Origin of the sequence: Pedobacter sp. R20-19 (assembly GCF_000708265.2) — a bacterium.
Classification (GTDB): Bacteria; Bacteroidota; Bacteroidia; order Sphingobacteriales; family Sphingobacteriaceae; genus Pedobacter.
This window is the reverse complement of sequence record NZ_JCKI01000009.1, coordinates 43,120-63,814: the sequence shown is the minus strand read 5'-3', so window position 1 is coordinate 63,814 and position 20,695 is coordinate 43,120. Positions and strand designations below refer to the sequence as shown.

Annotated in this window: 15 protein-coding genes; 10 read left to right on the top strand and 5 right to left on the bottom strand. The window is 37.7% G+C overall.

Features of this window, described 5'->3' with window-relative positions; all coding sequences use genetic code 11:
* Positions 1–13: 13 nt before the first annotated feature.
* A complete protein-coding gene (locus AN34_RS19600) occupies positions 14–2,434 on the bottom strand; it encodes a glycoside hydrolase N-terminal domain-containing protein (protein ID WP_029288438.1) in 2,421 nt (806 codons plus the stop codon).
* Positions 2,435–2,873: 439 nt separating this feature from the next.
* On the opposite strand from AN34_RS19600, the gene AN34_RS19595 reads away from it, so the two are divergent.
* The 4 genes from AN34_RS19595 to AN34_RS19580 are packed head-to-tail and all read left to right on the top strand — an operon-like array spanning position 2,874 to position 9,366.
* On the top strand, positions 2,874–4,925 hold the full coding sequence (locus tag AN34_RS19595; RefSeq protein ID WP_231625590.1) for an alpha-L-arabinofuranosidase C-terminal domain-containing protein: 2,052 nt from the start codon (positions 2,874–2,876) through the stop codon (positions 4,923–4,925).
* An 18-nt stretch (positions 4,926–4,943) separates the two neighbouring features.
* Positions 4,944–6,485, top strand: a complete 1,542-nt coding sequence (locus tag AN34_RS19590) for an alpha-N-arabinofuranosidase (RefSeq protein WP_029288433.1) — start codon at positions 4,944–4,946, stop codon at positions 6,483–6,485.
* A gap of 6 nt (positions 6,486–6,491) precedes the next feature.
* Positions 6,492–8,420, top strand: coding sequence for a glycoside hydrolase family 97 protein (locus tag AN34_RS19585; RefSeq protein WP_029288431.1), 1,929 nt, complete (start codon positions 6,492–6,494; stop codon positions 8,418–8,420).
* A gap of 10 nt (positions 8,421–8,430) precedes the next feature.
* Complete coding sequence (locus tag AN34_RS19580; protein ID WP_029288428.1) at positions 8,431–9,366, top strand: glycoside hydrolase family 43 protein; 936 nt, start codon at positions 8,431–8,433, stop codon at positions 9,364–9,366.
* A gap of 491 nt (positions 9,367–9,857) precedes the next feature.
* Here AN34_RS19580 and AN34_RS19575 read toward each other — a convergent pair whose 3' ends face one another.
* From AN34_RS19575 to AN34_RS19560, 4 genes are all read right to left on the bottom strand, one after another.
* Positions 9,858–11,150 (bottom strand): rhamnogalacturonan acetylesterase, encoded by a 1,293-nt coding sequence (locus AN34_RS19575; protein WP_231625589.1) that lies wholly within the window; start codon positions 11,148–11,150, stop codon positions 9,858–9,860.
* Between the two features lie 255 nt (positions 11,151–11,405).
* A complete protein-coding gene (locus AN34_RS19570; RefSeq protein ID WP_029288423.1) occupies positions 11,406–11,852 on the bottom strand; it encodes a hypothetical protein in 447 nt (148 codons plus the stop codon).
* Between the two features lie 361 nt (positions 11,853–12,213).
* Positions 12,214–13,104: an SMP-30/gluconolactonase/LRE family protein gene (locus AN34_RS19565; protein ID WP_029288421.1), complete on the bottom strand. Its 891-nt coding sequence runs from the start codon at positions 13,102–13,104 to the stop codon at positions 12,214–12,216.
* Between the two features lie 113 nt (positions 13,105–13,217).
* The gene (locus AN34_RS19560; RefSeq protein WP_036677683.1) at positions 13,218–13,844 is read right to left on the bottom strand and encodes a hypothetical protein; all 627 of its coding nucleotides are present in this window, start codon (positions 13,842–13,844) and stop codon (positions 13,218–13,220) included.
* 86 nt (positions 13,845–13,930) lie between these two features.
* On the opposite strand from AN34_RS19560, the gene AN34_RS19555 reads away from it, so the two are divergent.
* The 6 genes from AN34_RS19555 to murA all read left to right on the top strand — a co-directional run bounded on the left by AN34_RS19555 (position 13,931) and on the right by murA (position 20,339).
* Positions 13,931–15,607 (top strand): DNA polymerase/3'-5' exonuclease PolX, encoded by a 1,677-nt coding sequence (locus tag AN34_RS19555; RefSeq protein WP_029288415.1) that lies wholly within the window; start codon positions 13,931–13,933, stop codon positions 15,605–15,607.
* A 199-nt stretch (positions 15,608–15,806) separates the two neighbouring features.
* Entirely contained in the window at positions 15,807–16,409 is a 603-nt protein-coding gene (locus AN34_RS19550) for a DUF4254 domain-containing protein (RefSeq protein WP_029288412.1), read from the top strand.
* A 68-nt stretch (positions 16,410–16,477) separates the two neighbouring features.
* Entirely contained in the window at positions 16,478–17,509 is a 1,032-nt protein-coding gene (locus AN34_RS19545) for a glycosyltransferase family 9 protein (protein ID WP_029288410.1), read from the top strand.
* Positions 17,502–17,999 (top strand): histidine phosphatase family protein, encoded by a 498-nt coding sequence (locus tag AN34_RS19540; protein ID WP_029288407.1) that lies wholly within the window; start codon positions 17,502–17,504, stop codon positions 17,997–17,999. Before AN34_RS19545 ends, AN34_RS19540 begins: the two co-directional genes overlap by 8 nt.
* A gap of 212 nt (positions 18,000–18,211) precedes the next feature.
* Positions 18,212–18,904, top strand: a complete 693-nt coding sequence (locus tag AN34_RS19535; RefSeq protein WP_029288405.1) for a DUF4290 domain-containing protein — start codon at positions 18,212–18,214, stop codon at positions 18,902–18,904.
* A gap of 109 nt (positions 18,905–19,013) precedes the next feature.
* Positions 19,014–20,339, top strand: a complete 1,326-nt coding sequence (gene murA, locus AN34_RS19530; protein ID WP_029288403.1) for a UDP-N-acetylglucosamine 1-carboxyvinyltransferase — start codon at positions 19,014–19,016, stop codon at positions 20,337–20,339.
* Positions 20,340–20,695: the final 356 nt, after the last annotated feature.

Sequence of the window (20,695 nt, the reverse complement as noted above, 5' to 3'; positions counted from 1 at the left end):
TATTGAACTGATGCTATTGACCGGACTCAAATGAAATTTCATAAATCTGGCCTGGACTTGTTTCCATCGTATTGCTGTAATATCCATTCTTTTTAATCTGATTGCCTTTTGCTTTGATATCCACATTTGTAAGAAGGTTTAAAGCACCACCATTTTTAGATAAGACGGATGCTTTGGTTAGCTGGCCATTATCCCAATACAGGTCTATAATGAAACCACCACGGGCCACTAAACCTTTAACATTCCCCTTTTTCCAGGCATTTGGAAGTGCAGGTAACAATTGTACTTTCCCCAAATGACTCTGCAAAAGCATCTCTGCTATTCCCGCTGTTGCACCAAAATTTCCATCAATCTGAAATGGCGGATGCGTATCAAACAGGTTATTTAATGTTGAATTTTTAAGCAATTCCTGATACATTTTGTAGGCATGGTTTCCATCCAGCAACCTGGCCCAAAAATTAATTTTCCAGGCCTTACTCCAGCCTGTTCCTTCATCACCTCTTAATAAAAGTGTTTTAATGGCGGCATTTGAATAGACAGTATCTATTAGTGGCGAAATCTCTCTACCAGGATGCAAGCCAAATAAATGTGAAACATGGCGGTGTTGAGGTTCTACATCTTCAAAATCACCATACCATTCCTGCAAATTACCTTTTTTCCCAATTTGCAGCGGACGAAGCTGATCTCTTTTTTGTTTTATAAGCTTTGCAAAAGCTTGATCGGTATTTAAAACTTTAGATGCATCAATGATATTATTGAAAAGATCACGAATAATAGACAGATCCATTGTAGAACCAATGGTTACCACCTCTTTACTCCCGTTTGGCAATAAATAGCTATTTTCAGGTGAAGTAGACGGGGCAGTAACCAGGTAACCATCCTTTTCTACCAGCCAATCCAGGCAAAAGAGTGCCGCTCCTTTCATTAAGGGATATGCCGTATCTTTCAGGTATTTTTTATCTCCTGTAAAAAGATAATGTTCGTAAAGATGCTGTGAAATCCACGGGCTTCCTAAGGCCCAGTTAGCCCATTTGGGATCGCCCGTTCCTTCTCCAACCGGATTGGTCTGCGCCCAGATATCAGAATTGTGATGCAATGCCCAACCCTTTGCACCATAATAATTCTTGGCCGTTTTTTCGCCATTTATGGCCATGTGTTTAATCTGGGTAATTAAAGGCTCCGTTAATTCAGAAAGGTTGGTCATTTCAGCTGGCCAGTAATTCATTTGGAGGTTAATGTTGGTGGTGAAATTACTTCGCCATGGTGGCCTGATGGAAGCATTCCAAATGCCTTGTAAATTAGCTGCAATTCCGCCGGATCTTGAACAAGAAATCAGTAAGTATCGCCCAAATTGAAAATAGAGTTCTTCTAATCCAAAATCTGTCTGACCATTTTTATAGGCCTTTAAGCGTTCATCTGTTGGTACATCTGCTAATAGATTTCCAGCATCATTGAGGTTGATTGATAAGCGGTTAAAGTAGTTTTGATAATCACTGATATGTGCCTTTCTTAGGGATTCAAATGGCTTTATTTCTGCTTCTTTAATAAAACCAATGGCCTTTTTGTTTTCATCAAGCCCGTTCTGATCCGGATACTGGTCAAATCCGTTGTAGCTGGTCGCACCCGAAATCATCACCAGAATTTCTGAAGCACCGCTAACATTTAAAAGACTGTCCTGGCTTAATTTCCCATCTGTTTTTATAATTTTTAACCTCGCTTGGTAACGCATTCCATTGTGATGAAGGCTATCTGCATAAATTAAAGGTTTGGTTTTACCAGGTTCATCAGAGGTGATTCTGGCTTTCCCCATAAGTATAATTTGATTATTTCCTTCGCGCTTCAATTGATGTTTAAGTTCATGCCCAAGGCTAAAACCGATATTTAGCGCATTTTTTTGGCTTGCGGATAAACGCATGATGATCACCTGATCAGGAAAAGAAGAAAATATTTCTCTCTTAAAATTGATTCCATTTACGGTGAATGATGTTGTTGCAATTGCATCAGCAATATTTAGGGTTCTGAGATAGTTACTGACTTTTCCATTAATCTTTTGCTTCAATAAAAGATTGGCCATGGGTTGATACATATTGGTATTGGGGCCCTGCATTTTCTGCATCAGTTTTACCACCTGATCATTATTACCACTAAAAAGCTGTTTTCTAACTTCCGGCAAATATTTAATCGCATCTGGATTTGGATTAGTATCTGCAGGCCCGCCTGTCCATAAGGTTTCTTCGTTAAGTTGAATTAATTCATCCTCTATCCGGCCAAAAACCATAGCCCCTAGTCTGCCATTCCCAATGGGCAATGCCTCATTCCAGTTTTTGGCTGGCTGATTGTACCATAACGTCTTGCTTCGGTCAGCTTGTTGTGCGCTTAAAGTGTTGCTAAAGGAAATCATCAACACCAGTAAATTGAGGGAGATAAGTCTCATAAATTTTATTGATTTAGGGATTGAAAGATACTGATATTTGATATGAATATCATCTCAAATGCTCAATGTAACGTGTAAATTAACAAGCTCCATCCTGTATCATCCTGCCTTCACAAATTTCTATGTTCCAATCAGTTTAATAAAAATTAGCCATTTAAGTGGTTTTAAAAAGCTATAGCCTGTTTTATCAACCATGTTAAAGCCCATCTTAAAATAAAATCGGCAGCGGTAAATGTTACCAGAGTACCTGATCAATCCACAAACATAAATTAAAAAATAATCGTATATGTAACGTTTATTATCTGAAATATTTTACTTTTACATTTAGAAACGATTTAAAATTGCATCAAATTTTAAGTAATCCTTTGGCCTTGGCTAGCTTTAGAATTGTCGAAAATCTTTAAACCATATTTGGAGAGATTCGATAAATTGAGGCAAGATGAAAACTCAAAATTTATACAATTTCTGGATCATCAACCAAATATTAAATTTAATGAAATCAAGTACGACATTAAAAAGTATACTTTTCGGATGCATTTCTGCTTCGTTCAGTATGATTGCTTGCCCAACTGCTTTAAAAGCACAGACTAAAATAATTAAAGTTAAGGTAGATCAATCTATTGCCAAAGTTCAGCCGAATATGTGGGGTGTCTTTTTCGAAGACATCAATTTTGGTGCTGATGGAGGAATCTATGCTGAATTGATCAAAAACAGGTCTTTTGAATTTACAAAGCCACTAATGGGCTGGACAGTTCAACGTAAAAAAGCGAATGAGGGATCGCTTTTGGTTGTCAATCGAGCAGATGTTAAGGCTACCAATCCGAGGTATATTCAAATCAACAATGAAAATGGTATTTTCGGTATTACCAATGAGGGTTTTAAAGGAATAGGTGTAAAAAAAGGCTTAAAATATAATTTCTCAGTGATGTATCGTCAGCTGGCACCAGGAGTAAAATTACACCTGCAACTTCTTGACACCACTAATCAGGTGATTGGTGAGGGCGAACTTATCCCTGCTGAAACTGGCAATGACTGGAAAAAACAATCGACCAGTTTTACGGCTACCCAAACAGATCCAAAAGCAAAATTTGCCATCACTTTTGAAGGAAAGGGTAAGATCGATTTAGATATGATTTCTTTATTTCCGGGTGATACCTGGAAGAATCGTCCACAAGGTTTAAGATCAGATATGGTACAGCTTCTGGCCGATATGAAACCTGGTTTTATCCGTTTCCCAGGCGGTTGTATTGTAGAAGGAACAGACCTGGCCAATCGCTATCAATGGAAAAATACCATTGGCCCGATAGAAGACAGAAAGTTAATCATCAACCGTTGGAATACAGAATTTGCAGACCGTTCCGCTCCTGATTATTTTCAGAGTTTTGGACTGGGTTTCTTTGAATATTTCCAACTGGCAGAAGATATTGGCTCAGATGCATTACCTATTTTAAATTGTGGAATGGCTTGTCAGTTTAATTCTGGTGAAGTCGCTTCCCTGGAGGAATTAGGCCCTTATGTTCAGGATGCACTTGATCTGATCGAATTTGCTAATGGGGATGTAAACACGAAATGGGGTAAAAAGAGAGCCGATCTTGGGCACCCTAAGCCCTTTAATTTAAAGATGATGGGGGTTGGAAACGAGAACTGGGGACCACAGTATTTAGAGCGACTAGCCATTTTTACCAAAGCCATTAAAGCAAAATATCCTGATTTTAAATTGATCAATAGCTCTGGAACAGATCCACAAGGTGATCGCTTTGATTTACTTAATACTTCATTAAGAGAAAATAAGGCTGATTTTATAGATGAACACTACTATCGCCCCGCTGATTGGTTTCTAAAAAATGCAGGTCGCTATGATACTTATCCAAGAAACGATACTAAAGTTTTTGTAGGAGAATATGCCGTTCACGCCGATCAAAGCCATGTAGGCAGCAAACGCAATAACTGGCAAAGTGCATTGGCTTCTGCTTCGTTAATGACTGGTTTGGAGCGAAATGCAGATGTGGTTCAAATGGCTTCTTATGCACCACTCTTCGCACATATTGATGCCTGGCAATGGGCACCTGATATGATTTGGGTAGATAATCTCCAATCTTACGGAACTCCAGATTATTATGTACAGAAACTATTTTCAACCAATAAAGGTACAGATGTTGTTTCCATTACACTTGAGGGAAAGAATATCATTGGCCAGGACGGACTTTACGCTTCATCTGTAATAGATTCGAAGAAAAAGGAATTGATTATTAAAATCTCAAATAGCTCTGATCAGCCAAAAACAATAGATTTTGATCTGGAAGGAAAAAGAAAATTACAAAGCAAGGGCACTTTAGAAGAATTGGCAAGTGCGAATTTAGATCAGCTAAATTCTTTCACGAATCCTGAAGCTTTAAGTCCTAAAATATCAGCTGTAAAAATTAAAGATAAGAAACTAATTACCAACTTAAAACCCTATTCATTCAACGTATTCAAGATTCCTTTTAATTAATCATCCTAACCAAATATAATGAAAAAGACCCTTCTCTCCTTAGCACTGTTTTGCAGTGCTATGTTTGCCTATGCGCAAACAGAAACCCTCCTCAGCATTAAACCGGCGGGAGATCAAACCGTAAGCAGACATATTTATGGTCACTTTTCCGAACATTTAGGCCGCTGTATTTATGATGGTTTCTGGGTAGATGAAAATTCTACCATCCCAAATAAAGGGAGAATCAGACTAGATGTGGTTGAGGCTTTAAAAAAAATTAAGGTACCCAATTTGCGTTGGCCGGGAGGTTGCTTTGCAGATGAATACCACTGGAGAGATGGCATTGGTCCTAGAAATCAGCGCCCGAAAATGGTTAATACAAACTGGGGTGGCGTAATTGAAGACAATAGTTTTGGTACACATGAGTTTCTGGATCTTTGTAAAATGCTGGATTGCGAACCTTACATTGCTGGTAATGTAGGTAGTGGTACGGTTGAAGAAATGGCCAAATGGGTAGAATATTTAAATTTTGATGGGGTAAGCCCTATGACGGCTATTCGCAAGCAAAATGGAATGGATAAACCCTGGAAAGTAGCGTTTTGGGGTGTTGGAAACGAAAGCTGGGGCTGTGGAGGTAACATGACAGCCGATTATTATAGTGACCAGTATAGAAGGTATGCCACTTATGCAAGAGATTATGCAGGCGCTCCATTAAAGCGGATTGCCAGTGGTGCCAATGCTGAAGATTATAACTGGACAGAAACCTGTATGAAAAATATTGGTCCCAGCAGAATGTGGGGCCTTACCCTACACTATTATACTTTGCCCACAGGAAACTGGAATGCGAAAGGTTCGGCAACAAAATTTGATGAGGAACAATATTTTAACACCATGAAAAATTGTTTACGCATGGAAGAAATTGTGAGCAAACATGCTGCAATTATGGACAAATATGATCCGAAAAAGAAGGTTGCCCTTGTGGTAGACGAATGGGGAATCTGGACAGATGTAGAACCTGGTACAAACCCTGGATTTCTTTATCAGCAAAATAGCTTGCGTGATGCCCTCATTGCAGGTACGACACTAAATATTTTCAATAACCATTCAGACCGGGTTAAAATGGCAAACCTGGCACAAACCATTAATGTTTTGCAGGCACTCATTTTAACTGAAAAAGATAAAATGCTGCTTACCCCTACCTATCATGTATTTGATTTATATAAAATACATATGGATGCGAAGTATTTACCGATTAGTTTCAGCAGTCCGGATTATAAATTAGGCGATAAAAAGATTGCGGCTTTAAATGTTTCAGCTTCACAGGATTCTACCGGTGCCGTTCATATTTCTTTGGTGAATCTTGATCCAAAAAATAAAATTGCCTTAAATACCAATTTGGGTGATCTGAAATGGAAAACCGTAACCGGCCAAATTTTAACCTCTGCTCAGTTAACAGATGTGAATACATTTTCTGTAGCAAATAAAGTGGTAAACGCAAAATTTAATGGCGCTAAAAAATCAGGAAATATGCTTAAAGTAGAACTTCCGGCGAAATCTGTAGTGGTTCTGGAATTAAAATAATCCAACATGAAATATAAAATTATCACCATTGCCCTTTTTGTGTTTACGGTTTTACAAACCGTTAAATCGCAAACTAAATATGAAATCAGCAGCCCCGATCAAACATTGAAGGTTAATGTTTTTTTAAAAGACCAGCAACTGTTCTACACGGTAAATAGAAATGGAGCTCAGGTTTTAAACACTTCAACATTAGGTCTGGTGAGATCTGATGAAGATTTTTCCAAAAAACTCCGACTGCTTTCTGTTTCTAAAAATGAAACTGTAAAAGACACTTATACCCTAAAAAATGCCAAGCGATTGGTTAATAATTATTTAGCTAACAAGAAAATCATCCATCTTGAAAGTCAATCTAAAAAGAAAATGGATGTGATCTTTCAGGTATCGAATGATGGTATTGCCTTTCGCTATAATTTCCCCGATCGCGATGCAAAAGTTAAAGCTTTATCAGAAGAAAAAACTTCTTTTCATTTCTTAGAAAATTCAAAAGCATGGATGCAGCCGATGTCGGTAGCCAAAACCGGCTGGGAAGGTACCAACCCATCTTACGAGGAAAATTATAAAAAAGAAATTAAGGTAGGCACACCTGCACCAACCCAGGCAGGATGGGTTTATCCGGCTTTGTTTCAATGTAAAGATACCTGGTTATTGGTTTCCGAAACGGGTTTAGATGGCAATTACTGTGCTACACGTCTAAAGCAAAATTCTCCGGACGGCAATTACCAAATCGGCTTTCCTGACCAAAGAGAGGCATTTACCGGACAAAATGTAAATCCTGAATCTTCATTGCCCTGGTATACACCCTGGCGGATAATTGCCATTGGCAGTTTAAAAACGGTAACAGAATCTACTTTAGGTACTGACTTGGCCTATCCGGCAAAAAGTAATATTAATCCTGATCAGTTTAAGTTGGGTAAGGCTTCCTGGAGCTGGATTATTTTGAAAGATAATTCCATTGTATATGACGTGCAAAAAAGATATATTGATTTTGCTGCCGATATGAAATGGGAATATTGCCTGATTGATGCCGATTGGGATAGAAAAATTGGTTATGAAAAGATGCAGGAACTGGCCGATTATGCAAAAACTAAAAATGTGGGTTTGCTCCTGTGGTATAATTCTGCAGGCGACTGGAACACCGTGAAATACACGCCAAAAAATAAATTAACGAATAAGGAAAGTCGCCAGGAAGAATTCGCCATGTTACAAAAAATGGGAATTAAAGGTATAAAAGTAGATTTCTTTGGTGGCGATGGGCAATCGATGATTAAATATTACCTGGAAATTTTTGAAGATGCAGCAAAATTTGGTTTAAGTGTAAATTGCCATGGCGCTACCTTGCCAAGAGGCTGGCAACGTACCTATCCAAACCTGGTTACTATGGAATCGATTAAGGGAATGGAATTCATCACCTTTGAACAGGATAATGCCAACGAGGAACCTGCTCATGCTACAACTATTCCATTTACCAGAAATGTGTTCGATCCAATGGATTTTACACCAATGTCGCTAAATAAATTGCCAAATATTAACCTTAAAACCACCAGTACCTTTGAATTGGCCTTACCCGTTATTTTCCATTCTGGCATTCAACACCTGGCAGAAACCCCCGAAGGAATGGCGAAAGTTCCTACTGATGTGAAAACCTTTTTACAGGAATTTCCGGCAAGCTGGACAGATACCAAACTGATTGACGGTTACCCTGGAAAGTTTGTTGTAATGGCCAGAAAGGCGGGTAAAAAATGGTATATAGCGGGCATCAACGGTGAAAATACTGCTAAAGAAATTACCTTCGATAGCACTACATTTGGTAAAAAAGGAAAGTTGATTCTTGATGGTAATGAAGATCGTTCATTTGTTCAAAGTGATATAACACCAAATGCTAACACTAAAATAACGATGAAACCCTACGGCGGATTTGTGATCGTTATGGAATAAGAGTCAGCTAATGAGGAAACTATTTTATATCGCTTTATGGCTTCTTTTCATCCAAGTTGATGCCCAGGCTCAATCAAAGAAGGATGTCTATTTATTCGCTTATTTTAAAAATAACGGACAAGATGGGTTACACCTGGCCTATAGCCATAATGCTTATCAATGGAAGGCTTTAAAAAACGATTCTTCATTTTTAAAACCTACTGTTAGTAAGGATAAGTTAATGAGAGATCCTTGTATCATTCGTGGTGCAGATGGATTATTTCATATGGTGTGGACAGTGAGCTGGAAAGATAAGGGGATTGGCTATGCCAGTTCTAAAGATTTAATTACCTGGAGTGCGCAACAATTTATCCCGGTTATGGCTAAAGAAGATGGCGCCCGAAATACCTGGGCACCTGAAATTACTTATGACAGTGGTACCAAAAACTATATGATTTATTGGGCTTCTACTGTTTCGGGTAAGTTTATAGAAACTGCATCAAAAATGGAAGATGCTTATAACCATAGAATCTATTATATCATAACGAAGGATTTTAAGACTTTTTCCGAAACGAGATTGCTTTATGAGCCAGGATTTAATGTAATTGATGCATCCATTGTAAAGGATCATAGGAAATTCATCATGTTTTTAAAAGATGAAACCCGGGAGCCAGTCCAAAAGAATATTAAAATCGCTTATGCAAATCAACTCATTGGCCCCTATTCAAAAGCCAGCGCTGCAATAACTGGTAATTATTGGGCAGAAGGACCGACTACTGTAAAAATAGGGAAGAGTTGGCTCGTCTATTTTGATAAATACCGTGATCATCAGTATGGCGCTATTTTGTCGACAGATTTAAAAAATTGGAAGGATGTTTCTGATCAGATTTCTTTACCAAAAGGATTAAGACATGGAACAATTTTGACCATCAAACAGAAAGAACTTGATGAGTTGCTGAAGCAGTAAACCAACTTGAGAAGTTTAAAAGGCCTGAAGCGTGGCAGAACTTCGCCAGTTTATATGTTTCATCTATCTGTTGGTTTAAATCAATGTTTAGACTGACGAAGTTTCCCCTTCTCAACTAGCCGCTGAAACTTCGTAAGTCGAAATGCTAACTTGCGAAGTCTTAAAGACCTGAGCGGGGCAGAACTTCGCAAGTTTAAATGAAATCTATATATTGATCTATCTATTGGTGTCTCACCAACCGAGAAAAGTGCATACAAAATTCAATAAGGCTAACATATTTAACTGGTCGGTGAGACACCAACCATTAGAGTGATTTTTTATTTCATCTATCGGTTGGTGTCTCACCAACCGAGAAAAGTGCATACAAATTCAAGGCTAACATATTTAAACTGGTCGGTGAGACACTAACCATTAGAGTGATTTTTTATTTAGACTGACGAAGTTTTCTCTTCTCACCTAGCCACCGAAACTTCGTAAGTCGGGGATAAATGTCAATTCCCATCAGGTTTAACTAAACTACTTTTAGGACTTTCAGGCCAAATCCAACTGGCTGGATCATCTGGTTGAGATGGATCAAAACTCGGTCGATTGTTGATTAAGTACTTGTTTAAGCCTAACTTTTGCTGTTGAATGCCAAGAACTACACATTTTGCAATTTCATAAGCACCGTATGGGTTAAAATGAGTATTATCAGCTAAAGGCGTATTTTGACCAGGATAACGGTTTGCTGGATAATGTACAAAAGCTTTTTTTGACGGCTCTTCACCCAAAGCATTAAAAAGTTGGGTGGTCATCTTATTCAGATCTATTAAAGCAACATTTTCAGATTGAGCGACCTTCCTGGCGGCTTCAGGAAAATCACCTAAAGTATTCTGAATTTTACCTACAGAATCAAATGATCTTCTGCTGGTAGAGGTTACAATTATAGGAATCCCACCTTTCTTCCTGGTTTCAGAAATAAACATTTTAAGCCTTTCGGTATAAGATCGGTAAGCACCATCATTTGCACCCTTTTCTTTTTGATCATTGTGACCAAATTCGATAAATAAATAATCGCCAGGTTTCATAACACTCAAGACTTTGCTTAAACGCCCGCTTCCGATAAATGAAGCTAAAGTTAATCCAGATTCTGCATGATTGGCAATGGCTACGCCGGGTTTAAAAAAACGGGGAATCATTTGCCCCCAGGAGGCCCAGGGTTCGTCATCCTGATTGACCACCGTAGAGTTTCCAGCCAAAAACACCGTAATCTGGTTATCTGCTTTACTGATTTCCATAGTCCTCAGCACAGTATGTCCATCAAATTCTAGAGTTAACTTATCATCCCAATCCAGTTTGGTGAGTTCACGAGGTTTTAAAACAACGACTTGCCCACCTGCAATATTTCGATTTTTAATATTTACAATAAAAGTTTTAGTCAGAAACTTTCCGGCTTTTGTTTCTACGTTTTCTAGCATTAACCTCCGAGATTCTGCTTTAACAGTGGTTAATGTAGCGGCTTTTGCATCTCCAAAGGTTAGTGTTACCTGGTAATTTCCTTCAGGCACAGCCACTGAAAAATAGAAAGGTTGGTTACTTATTACGCCATCAGTCAATAGCGGACTTTTACCCTTCTGCTTTACATCTTTAACTTTAGAATTAAAGTCGAAACCATATTTCCCATTATTTTCAAACCTGGTATTAGATGAAACATTCAGAAAACCCTTAGCGATTCTACCAGAACCAAAATCAAATTTATAATGCGTTTGCTGTGCAAATGATACATTCGAAAATAGTACGAACAAAAATATTTTAAGTAGAAACAGCGACTTATAATTCATAAAGATTTTTGAATTGACTGATAAAACGTTGCTACTCATGAAAATGCCTTGTTGATTTACGAATCTCCGAAATGTTTGATCAAGGGTGAGATCTCGTTGAGCTAAACTAAATTTTAATGTTCAAATATGCAAAAATCAGGGGTACGAACCATCCTGTGGTAACCTGTTCTATTGAAAAATAATTTAAGTTTTAAATCGGCCTTTGAATGAAAACCAGTTTTATAGCATATTGATAATACTATGGTAATATACACTTGATTTTGGCAACTGGTCTTGTTCAAATGCCATTAGTGCAAATTTAACTTTATGTACTTTCTTCGGACTAAGATTGAGTTTAGCATAAGGTATAAAAATAAATAATCCATCATTTGCAATCAAATTCTGGGCGGTTGGATGTTCGACTGTGGCTATCTTACCGCTTTCACAACAATAAAAGTTATTAAAACTTTCTAGTTCCTTCCCATTTTCGAGATAAAAACAGGTATTAAATACCAAATCTGCATGATCATTTATACTTCCTTGAAATTTAGGATAAATTTTCATTCCTTTCTCCGCATGATAAACTGCATCATATACCACTTTTGCAGTGAGTACTCTTGGCTTCTGCTGTGCATTCAACTTAGCAAAGAGAAAAAGGAACAAGAATAAAAATAACAATCGTTTCATAATCAGACAATTTGAAACAAAATTACCGCTGATGGTCAGCAATTCAGCATTAGCATCTCATTATGATCAAAAATCGTAAAGCTAAGTTTACACTTTTCTACAGATTTATACAGAAATGCGCTACCTTATTTTTATGAATTAGCTGATAAGCATGTTTTAGAATGGAGGTAACGGGCTGTAAAAAGAAAAAGGCCTTTCAATCCTGAAAAGGCCTTTTTTAGTTGTCTATCCCTATAAGTAGGAAACCAAAACTAATTAATCGATTTAATATTTTAGGGGGTTGAATAAACTGAACAGAAATAAAATTAATTCATTTTAATACTCTTTAGTGAATAGAATATGACATACACATCCAGCGCTATTATTCGACACCTCTCCCAGTTGTCTTAATCATATATAGCGATTTAGATGCAGTGATAAAAAGTACATTTCTATCCTTTCCTCCAAAGCAAATGTTTCCACACCAATCTTCCGGCACATTAATATGTCCAATTTTTTCTCCGTTCGGTTGGTAAATATCTACGCCCTTTCCTGTAATATAAATGTTTCCGGCACTATCCAATGTCATCCCATCAGATCCCTGCTTTAAAATAAGTTTTCGATTGCTTAATGAACCATCAGGATTAATCTCATACCGATAGGTAACATCGGCATTTCTATCGGCCACATATAAATATTTACCATCAGGCGTACCGACAATACCATTCGGTCGCACCATCCCCTCTGCTACTACTTTTGCAAGCTTTTTCCCTTTAGGTAAATAATACACCTTTTCTCCATCAACTTCTGGCGATTTCCTCGTCCAGTAATCGCGCTGGTAATAGGGATCAGTAAAATAAATTCCACCTTTGGCATTTATCCAAAGGTCATTCGGACCATTCACCTTCTTCCCTTCAAAATCAGAAAATAAAACAGTTACTTTTTTATGCTGATCAATTGCCCAGATCTCGTTGTGTTCATCAGCGCAAACAATCAGGTTGCCTTTTTTGTCAAAATAGGTACCATTGGCCCTGCCCGATTTTTCCATAAACAAGCTTAGTTTTCCATTTATGTCATATTTCCAGATCTTATCATTTGGCTGATCGGTAAAGAAAACATTCCCATTCCGATCTACAGATGCACCTTCGGTAAACTTGAATTGTGAAGAAATAAGTTTTAAACTATCCTGATTAAATATAGGATTTGGTGCCTGTGCAAAGACATTGGCATCAATAACGGATATGCAGCATAGCATTAAAAAGTACTTTTTCATTATATGATATTTGGCTTGCAAGGTGGAGATTTAATTTTCAGCTTACAAAAGAAACTTTGATTATTGATTTTGTTTCACTACTTGTTTGATGTTTCTTTTATTAATGGAGCTGGCTATTCTATTAACTTCCAATTTGGATGCAAGGTAAAATAGGTATTATTCATGGCTTGATTGAGGGGATGAATAGTTATGGCGATGCTTTTTTGTTTCAAAAATTCAAAACTAATGCCATCAGCCTTTGAATCATATACGGTTACAGTATCTAATTTTTCATTCAAATAAGAAACAATTTTTTCTATTGCCGGAAACTTTAATTTGGTATCGTTTAAAGTCCTCCCCGTTGAATACCCACCTTGTGTTTTAAATTGACCGGCAGTAAATCGGATTTGTTTTACCTCCTTTACCCGCATACTGGTATCACGATAAGCAGAATAAATGGCTATTTCATTACGCATTCCATCAACAGAATCTTTGCTGAACCATATTCCCCAGGCCTTACCCATTGCAGCGTCGCTTAAATCAGGCTTTCCTAAAAGTTTATTCAGCATATGTATATCATCGCCTAAAGAAATCTCACCTACTGATCGGCCCGGAACAATCAAAAACTTTTCATCTAAAATTTTACCGGAACCGTTATCATTTGCTGTTGCCTGATTGCCATTTAAATCCGTTTTTGGGTTTGATTTGCAGGCAGATAAGCTCAGGCTTAAACCCAATAAGATCATTTTTACCACTTTCATCACTGAAAAACAATGCCTTACCATTTCTGTTTGAAAAATTACCACCCTCAACAGTTTTAGCACAATATTTTCTAATTTTACCGCTTATGGAAAACAAAACCATCGCCCGTACTTTACGCTTTTTATCGCAATTAATGGAATTGCATGAAGAGAATCCTTTCAAAATAAAATCAGTGGCCAATGCTTATTTTAAAGTGGATAAACTACCTTTTGCACTGAAAGATAAGCCCATAAATGAAATTGATCAGATTGAAGGGATAGGCAAAGGTTTAGCCGCAAAAATAGTAGAGTTACTACAAACCGGAGAGCTGAAAGAACTTAATGATATTATTGAACAAACGCCTGATGGTGTGATAGAAATGTTGAGTATTAAAGGTATCGGACCAAAAAAAATTCTGATTATATGGAGAACACTCGGCATTGAAAGCATTGGTGAATTGTATTATGCTTGTAACGAAAATCGCTTAATTGAGGCTAAAGGTTTTGGTTTGAAAACCCAGGAAGAAATCAAAAATGCCATTGAGTTTAAACTGGCAGCGAACGGCAGATTTCTTTTTGCACAGGTGGAAGGTTTTGCCAATACGCTGTTTACACAGATTTCTGAATGGCTGATCAACATAGATAACCACTCATTACTGGGATTTGCAGGGCAGTACCGCCGGGCCTGTGAAATTATAGACGAGCTTGAAATCGTTGTCGGAGCAGAAAATCTTGAACATGTTCAAGATCAATTAGTCTCTTTTGAACCGTTGTCGCTTATTGCTGGTGAAGAAGCTTTTATGACTACTACTGAAGCTGGTTTAAGAATTAAAATCTTCGTGGTAAATAAAGCTGATTTTTATTTAGAATGGTTTAGGCTTACAGGAAATCCTGAGCATGCAAAAAAAGTACTTACACTTGCTGGTGATGGTCCTTTTGCAAATGAAAATGAAATTTACACTAAAGCAGGACTCTCTTTTATCGAACCCGAACTTCGTGAAGATTTTGATGAGATTGAATTGGCTAAAGCCCATCAGCTACCGGTTTTAATAACCGATAAGGACTTAAAAGGCAGTCTGCACAATCACTCTACCTGGAGCGATGGCGTACATACTTTAGAACAAATGGCTGTGTATTGCAAGGATGTTTTAAATCTCGAATACTTAGGTATCTGCGATCACTCCAAAACCGCGGTTTATGCTAAAGGATTAAATGAACAGCGGGTATTTGGCCAGCACCAGGAAATAGACGAATTGAATCAAAAACTGGCCCCTTTTAAAATATTTAAAGGCATTGAGAGTGATATTTTAAGTGATGGTTCTTTAGATTATTCTGACGATATTTTAAAAACTTTTGATTTTGTGGTGGCTTCAGTTCACAGCAATTTAAGAATGGATGAAGCAAAGGCAACTGCCCGTTTGTTAAAAGCGGTTGAAAACTCTTATACCACTATTTTAGGCCATCCAACTGGCCGTTTGTTATTGAGTCGTGCGGGTTACCCGATCGATTATAAAAAGATTATTGATGCCTGTGCTGCAAACCAGGTGGTGATCGAAATTAATGCAAATCCCCTTCGATTGGATCTTGACTGGCGCTGGCACCGTTACGCGCTTGAAAAAGGTGTACTACTTTCAGTAAATCCAGATGCCCACCGAACTGATGGTTTTCATGATACACGTTATGGAATTTTGGTTGCCCGGAAAGGGGGCTTAAGTGCAGATAAATGCCTAAATGCTTTTTCTTTGGAAGAGATCACGACATATTTTGATGGAAAAAGGCTTTAGGCTTTAGGCTTTAGGCTTTAGGCTTTAGGCTTTAGGCTTTAGGCTTTAGGCTTTAGGCTTTAGGCTTTAGGCTTTAGGGAAAAATTAAACTTTCTTTATTTGTTTTAATCTCTTCAAATTAATTTGTGTCATCCATCAATCAATGTAATCATGCCAAAGGTATCTGTGTAATCATCCTAAATTTAATATCTTTGCCCTCATGATCAGTGAAATTGCCAACCGCATATTTAATCAGGTTATTACCGATTACCATCAATTCGACGATATTGACTACCCAGTTGAAAACCCGTATGATGCTGAAAGCCTGGAGCATCTTTTATATGTAAAAAACTGGATTGATACGGCACAGTGGCACATGGAAGATGTGGTTCGCAATCCGAACATTGATCCGGTTGAAGGTTTAAGCTGGAAAAGACGGATAGATGCACAAAACCAGGTCCGTACGGATATGGTTGAATTTATTGATGGTTATTTTCTAAATCTTTACCAGGGAATAACAGCTTTGCCAGAGGCAAAAATTAATACGGAAAGTCCGGCATGGGCAATTGACAGGCTTTCGATCCTGGCACTGAAAATTTACCACATGCAGGAGGAAGCAGAACGTGTAACAGCTACAGCCGAACACCGTTTACAATGCCAAACTAAACTTAATATTCTATTATCGCAGCGCGAAGATTTATCAAACAGTATTGATGAATTACTGGCAGATATTGAAGCCGGCAAGAAATACATGAAAGTATATAAACAGATGAAAATGTATAACGATCCAAGTTTGAATCCGGTGTTGTATAATAAAGGTTAGAGGTGAAAGATTAAAGCAGAAAGCCAAAAGCTGAGAGATTAAAGCTAAAAGGTTAAAGCGGAAAGCCAATGTTAATAAAAGAAAAAATTATCGTTTTACGCTTTTCAGCCATGGGTGATGTGGCAATGGTCGCTTGTGTATTGAAAGAATTTTCCCGGCAAAATCCAAAGACGGAAATCATTATGGTTAGTCGTGGAGCTTTTCAGCCATTCTTTGAAGGAATTGAAAACCTTACTTTCCACGCCATTCAACCTAAAACTACCCATAAAGGCATTTTTGGATTATTCAAACTTTATAAAGAACTTCAGAGTTATAAGCCTACCGCTGTAGCCGATTTACACGACAATCTCCGCAGCAGGATAGTTTCAACCTTCTTCCGGTTTACAGGAATAAAAATCGACAGGATTGATAAAGGAAGGGCAGAAAAGAAGGCGTTAACACGTTCTGTTAATAAAATTTTTAAGCCGCTGCGTCAAACCGTAGAGCGTTATGCTGATGTTTTCAGAGCATTGGGTTTTAAAGTTGAATTAAGTCATAAGCTAAATCAAAAGCCACAAATCATACCGGAAAAGGCCAAGCATTTATTTGCCAATGAGCTGAAAAAAAAGATAGGCATCTCTCCTTTTGCGCAACACATCTATAAAGTTTATCCTACTGCAAAAATGGAAAAAGTAATAGCAGATTTATCTAAATCGGGTTACGAGATTTTCATTTTTGGGGGAGGCAAGCAAGAGCAGGAAAAGGCAGAAAAATGGGCTAAAACATTCCCAAATACTTATAGTTTAATAAGCCAGTATAATCTTCTGGAAGAACTTGCCCTTATTTCTAATCTTGATGTAATGTTAAGCATGGATTCTTCCGGCATGCATATGGCATCTCTGGTCGGCGTGCCTGTGGTTTCTATTTGGGGGCCAACACATCCTTATGCTGGTTTCTTAGGCTATGGTCAATCTGAAAGCAACTGTGTTCAAATCGAGCATCCCTCCAGGCCAAATTCTATTTATGGAAACAAACCCTGCCTGTGTGGTGTTGAAAGTTGCATGGATATTATTGATCCACAAACCATTGTAAACAAAATTAAAGAAAACTTAAATGGCTAAGCAATTATTATTGGTTCGACACGGAAAATCTGACTGGGGAAATGCAGGTTTAACAGACTTTGATCGTCCACTGAATAAACGAGGTAAAGAAAATGCACCGGAAATGGCAGAGCGATTGATCAACCGTGGTTTCAAATTTGATTTGATGGTAAGTAGTCCGGCAAAACGGGCGAAATCTACCGCAAAATATTTCGCTGAAGCCTATCAGGTTGATGAAATCCAATTTGAAGAATTAATTTACGAAGCAAATTCTAAAACGCTTCTAAAAGTAATTAATGGTTTTGATGATGCTGCAGACAGCATTATAATGTTCGGTCATAATCCTGGTTTTACAGATTTAGCTAACGAATTAAGCAATGCCGATATTTATAATGTTCCTACTGCCGGCATGGTATTGATCTCCTTCCCTTTTGATTCATGGCAAATGGTAAGCAAAGGTACCGGAGATTTAGTATTTTTCGATTACCCAAAAAATAGTGATGAGGTTTAAAATTAAAAGTTACTAACCCTATCAGGCAATATGTTGATTAGGGTTAGTAACTTTATTCCGGGTTAGTAACTTTAATATATTTTATTATCTTTGAAAATATAATAACGAAAGTCCGGCAATAGACATTTCGGTGAATTCATAACCTCATCTCCCCCCCTTGGTTATTTCATAATTCGTATCGCCGGAAGATTTATCCATTAAATTATCTATACATGAATTTTGATTATAATACAACGCGCAGTCATCTGATTTTATCAGAATATGGCCGCAATGTTCAGAATATGGTGAAGTATATTTGCGAATTACCCACCATTGAAGAACGCAATAAATATGCACAGGCCGTAATCGACCTAATGGGATTTTTGCAACCTCATTTACGTGATGTTGCCGATTTTAAACACAAGCTTTGGGATCACCTCCACATCATTTCTGGTTATCAGATCGATGTGGAAAGTCCATATCCGAAACCACTTCCAGAAAACGCCTTTAAAAAACCAGAGCCTCTTCCCTATCCGCAGCAGCGAATTACCTACAAACATTATGGTAAAACGGTAGAAAACCTGATTGAGAAAGCCATGCGTGAAGAAAATCCTGAAAATAAAAAAGTAATGGTTCAGGGGATTGCAAACTTTATGAAAATGGCTTACGTTACCTGGAATAAGGATAATGTGAGTGATGATACTATTATTAAAGATTTAAAATATCTATCTGGTGGCTTGTTATCACTGGATGAAGGCGTAAATTTGGCAAAGGTTGAATTTAGGGCACAAAATCCGCGTCAGAATAATAACAATAACAACAACCGCGGAAGAACCAATAACAACAACGGAAAAAACCGCCAGAATAATACCAATAACAACAATAACCGCGGAAGGACAAATAACAACAATAAACCAAAATATTAATAACCATCCGTCATTTTGAACTTGATTCAGAATCAATAAAATTAGATGCTGAAATAAATCCGATAGCTATCGGATCAGCATGACGAACGGGTTAGTAAAAGAAAAATATATGAACGCATTTGAAATAACAGGCGGAATTAAATTAAAAGGCGAAATCACTCCACAAGGCGCTAAAAATGAGGCTTTGCAGATTTTATCAGCAGTATTGCTTACCGAACAAAAGGTAACCATCAGCAATATTCCGGATATTAAAGATGTAAATAAATTAATCGAATTACTGGGCGATTTAGGTGTTTTGGTTGAACGCATCAATAAAGACACTTACACTTTTGAGGCTAAGAACATCAATTTAAACTTCTTCGAATCTGAAACTTTTAAAGCTAAAGGTGGTGGTTTACGTGGTTCAATTATGATTGTCGGCCCACTGTTGGCCCGCTTTGGTAAGGCTGCTATTCCTAAACCAGGCGGTGATAAAATCGGCCGCAGAAGGTTGGATACACACTTCATTGGCTTTGAAAAATTGGGTGCTAAATTCGTTTATGATAGCAAAAAAGCTTTCTTTAATGTTGATGCAACCAACTTGCAAGGTGCTTATATTTTATTGGATGAAGCTTCAGTAACGGGAACAGCCAACATTGTAATGGCCGCAGTTTTAGCCAAAGGAACAACCACCATTTACAACGCAGCCTGCGAACCGTATTTACAGCAGCTTTGTAAAATGCTGAACCGAATGGGTGCAAAAATCTCTGGTATCGGCTCTAACTTATTAACTATTGAAGGTGTTAAAGTTTTAGGCGGTACAGAACATAGAATGCTGCCTGATATGATTGAAATTGGCTCTTTCATTGGTATGGCTGCCATGACAGAATCAGAAATCACGATCAAAAATGTGTGTTATGATGAACTTGGTGTAATACCTGAAGTTTTTAAGAAACTGGGGATTAAACTAGAGCGCAGAGGTGATGATATTTATGTGCCTTCGCAAAAACATTATGAAATTGACACCTTTATAGATGGTTCAATTTTAACCATCGCCGATTCTCCCTGGCCAGGTTTTACGCCAGATTTATTGAGCATCGTTTTGGTTGTGGCTACGCAAGCGAAAGGCAATGTTTTAATCCATCAGAAAATGTTCGAAAGCCGTTTATTCTTTGTGGATAAATTGATTGATATGGGTGCACAAATCATTCTTTGCGATCCACACCGTGCTACGGTTAATGGTATTGATAAAAAATATAAACTTCGTGGAATTAGCATGACTTCTCCAGATATCAGGGCTGGTGTTTCTTTATTGATTGCAGCGCTTTCTGCAGAAGGTAAATCAACCATTTATAACATCGAACAGATTGAACGTGGTTACCAGGATATTGATACGCGTTTACGTGCCTTAGGTGCACAAATTAAGCGTGTGAATGCTGATGCGCCAAGCCACTAGGTTAAGCTGAAGGATTAAAGCCGAAAAATTAGCGCTTAAAGCGAAGAGAGCATTAAAGTAAAAACGCCCGGGAAAAATTTTTCCTGGGCGTTTTTTATTTACATTTTCGTTCTTGCGAGGAGGCACGACAGCCCGCCCCGAATTTTCGGGGAAGCCATCTATTTTGTTAAATCTGTTAGTCAGATTGCTTCACTCCTTCGCTTCATCAAACGCTTCGGTTCTCAATGAAGATAAAGCGAGTTGATTCTTGTAATTTATAATAGTTCGTTTCCGTTTGCAATTAATTTAGCCCTTTAATACAATCAATAAATTGAGATAAGACTTCACCATTTCTATTTTCTATTGACAACATTCTA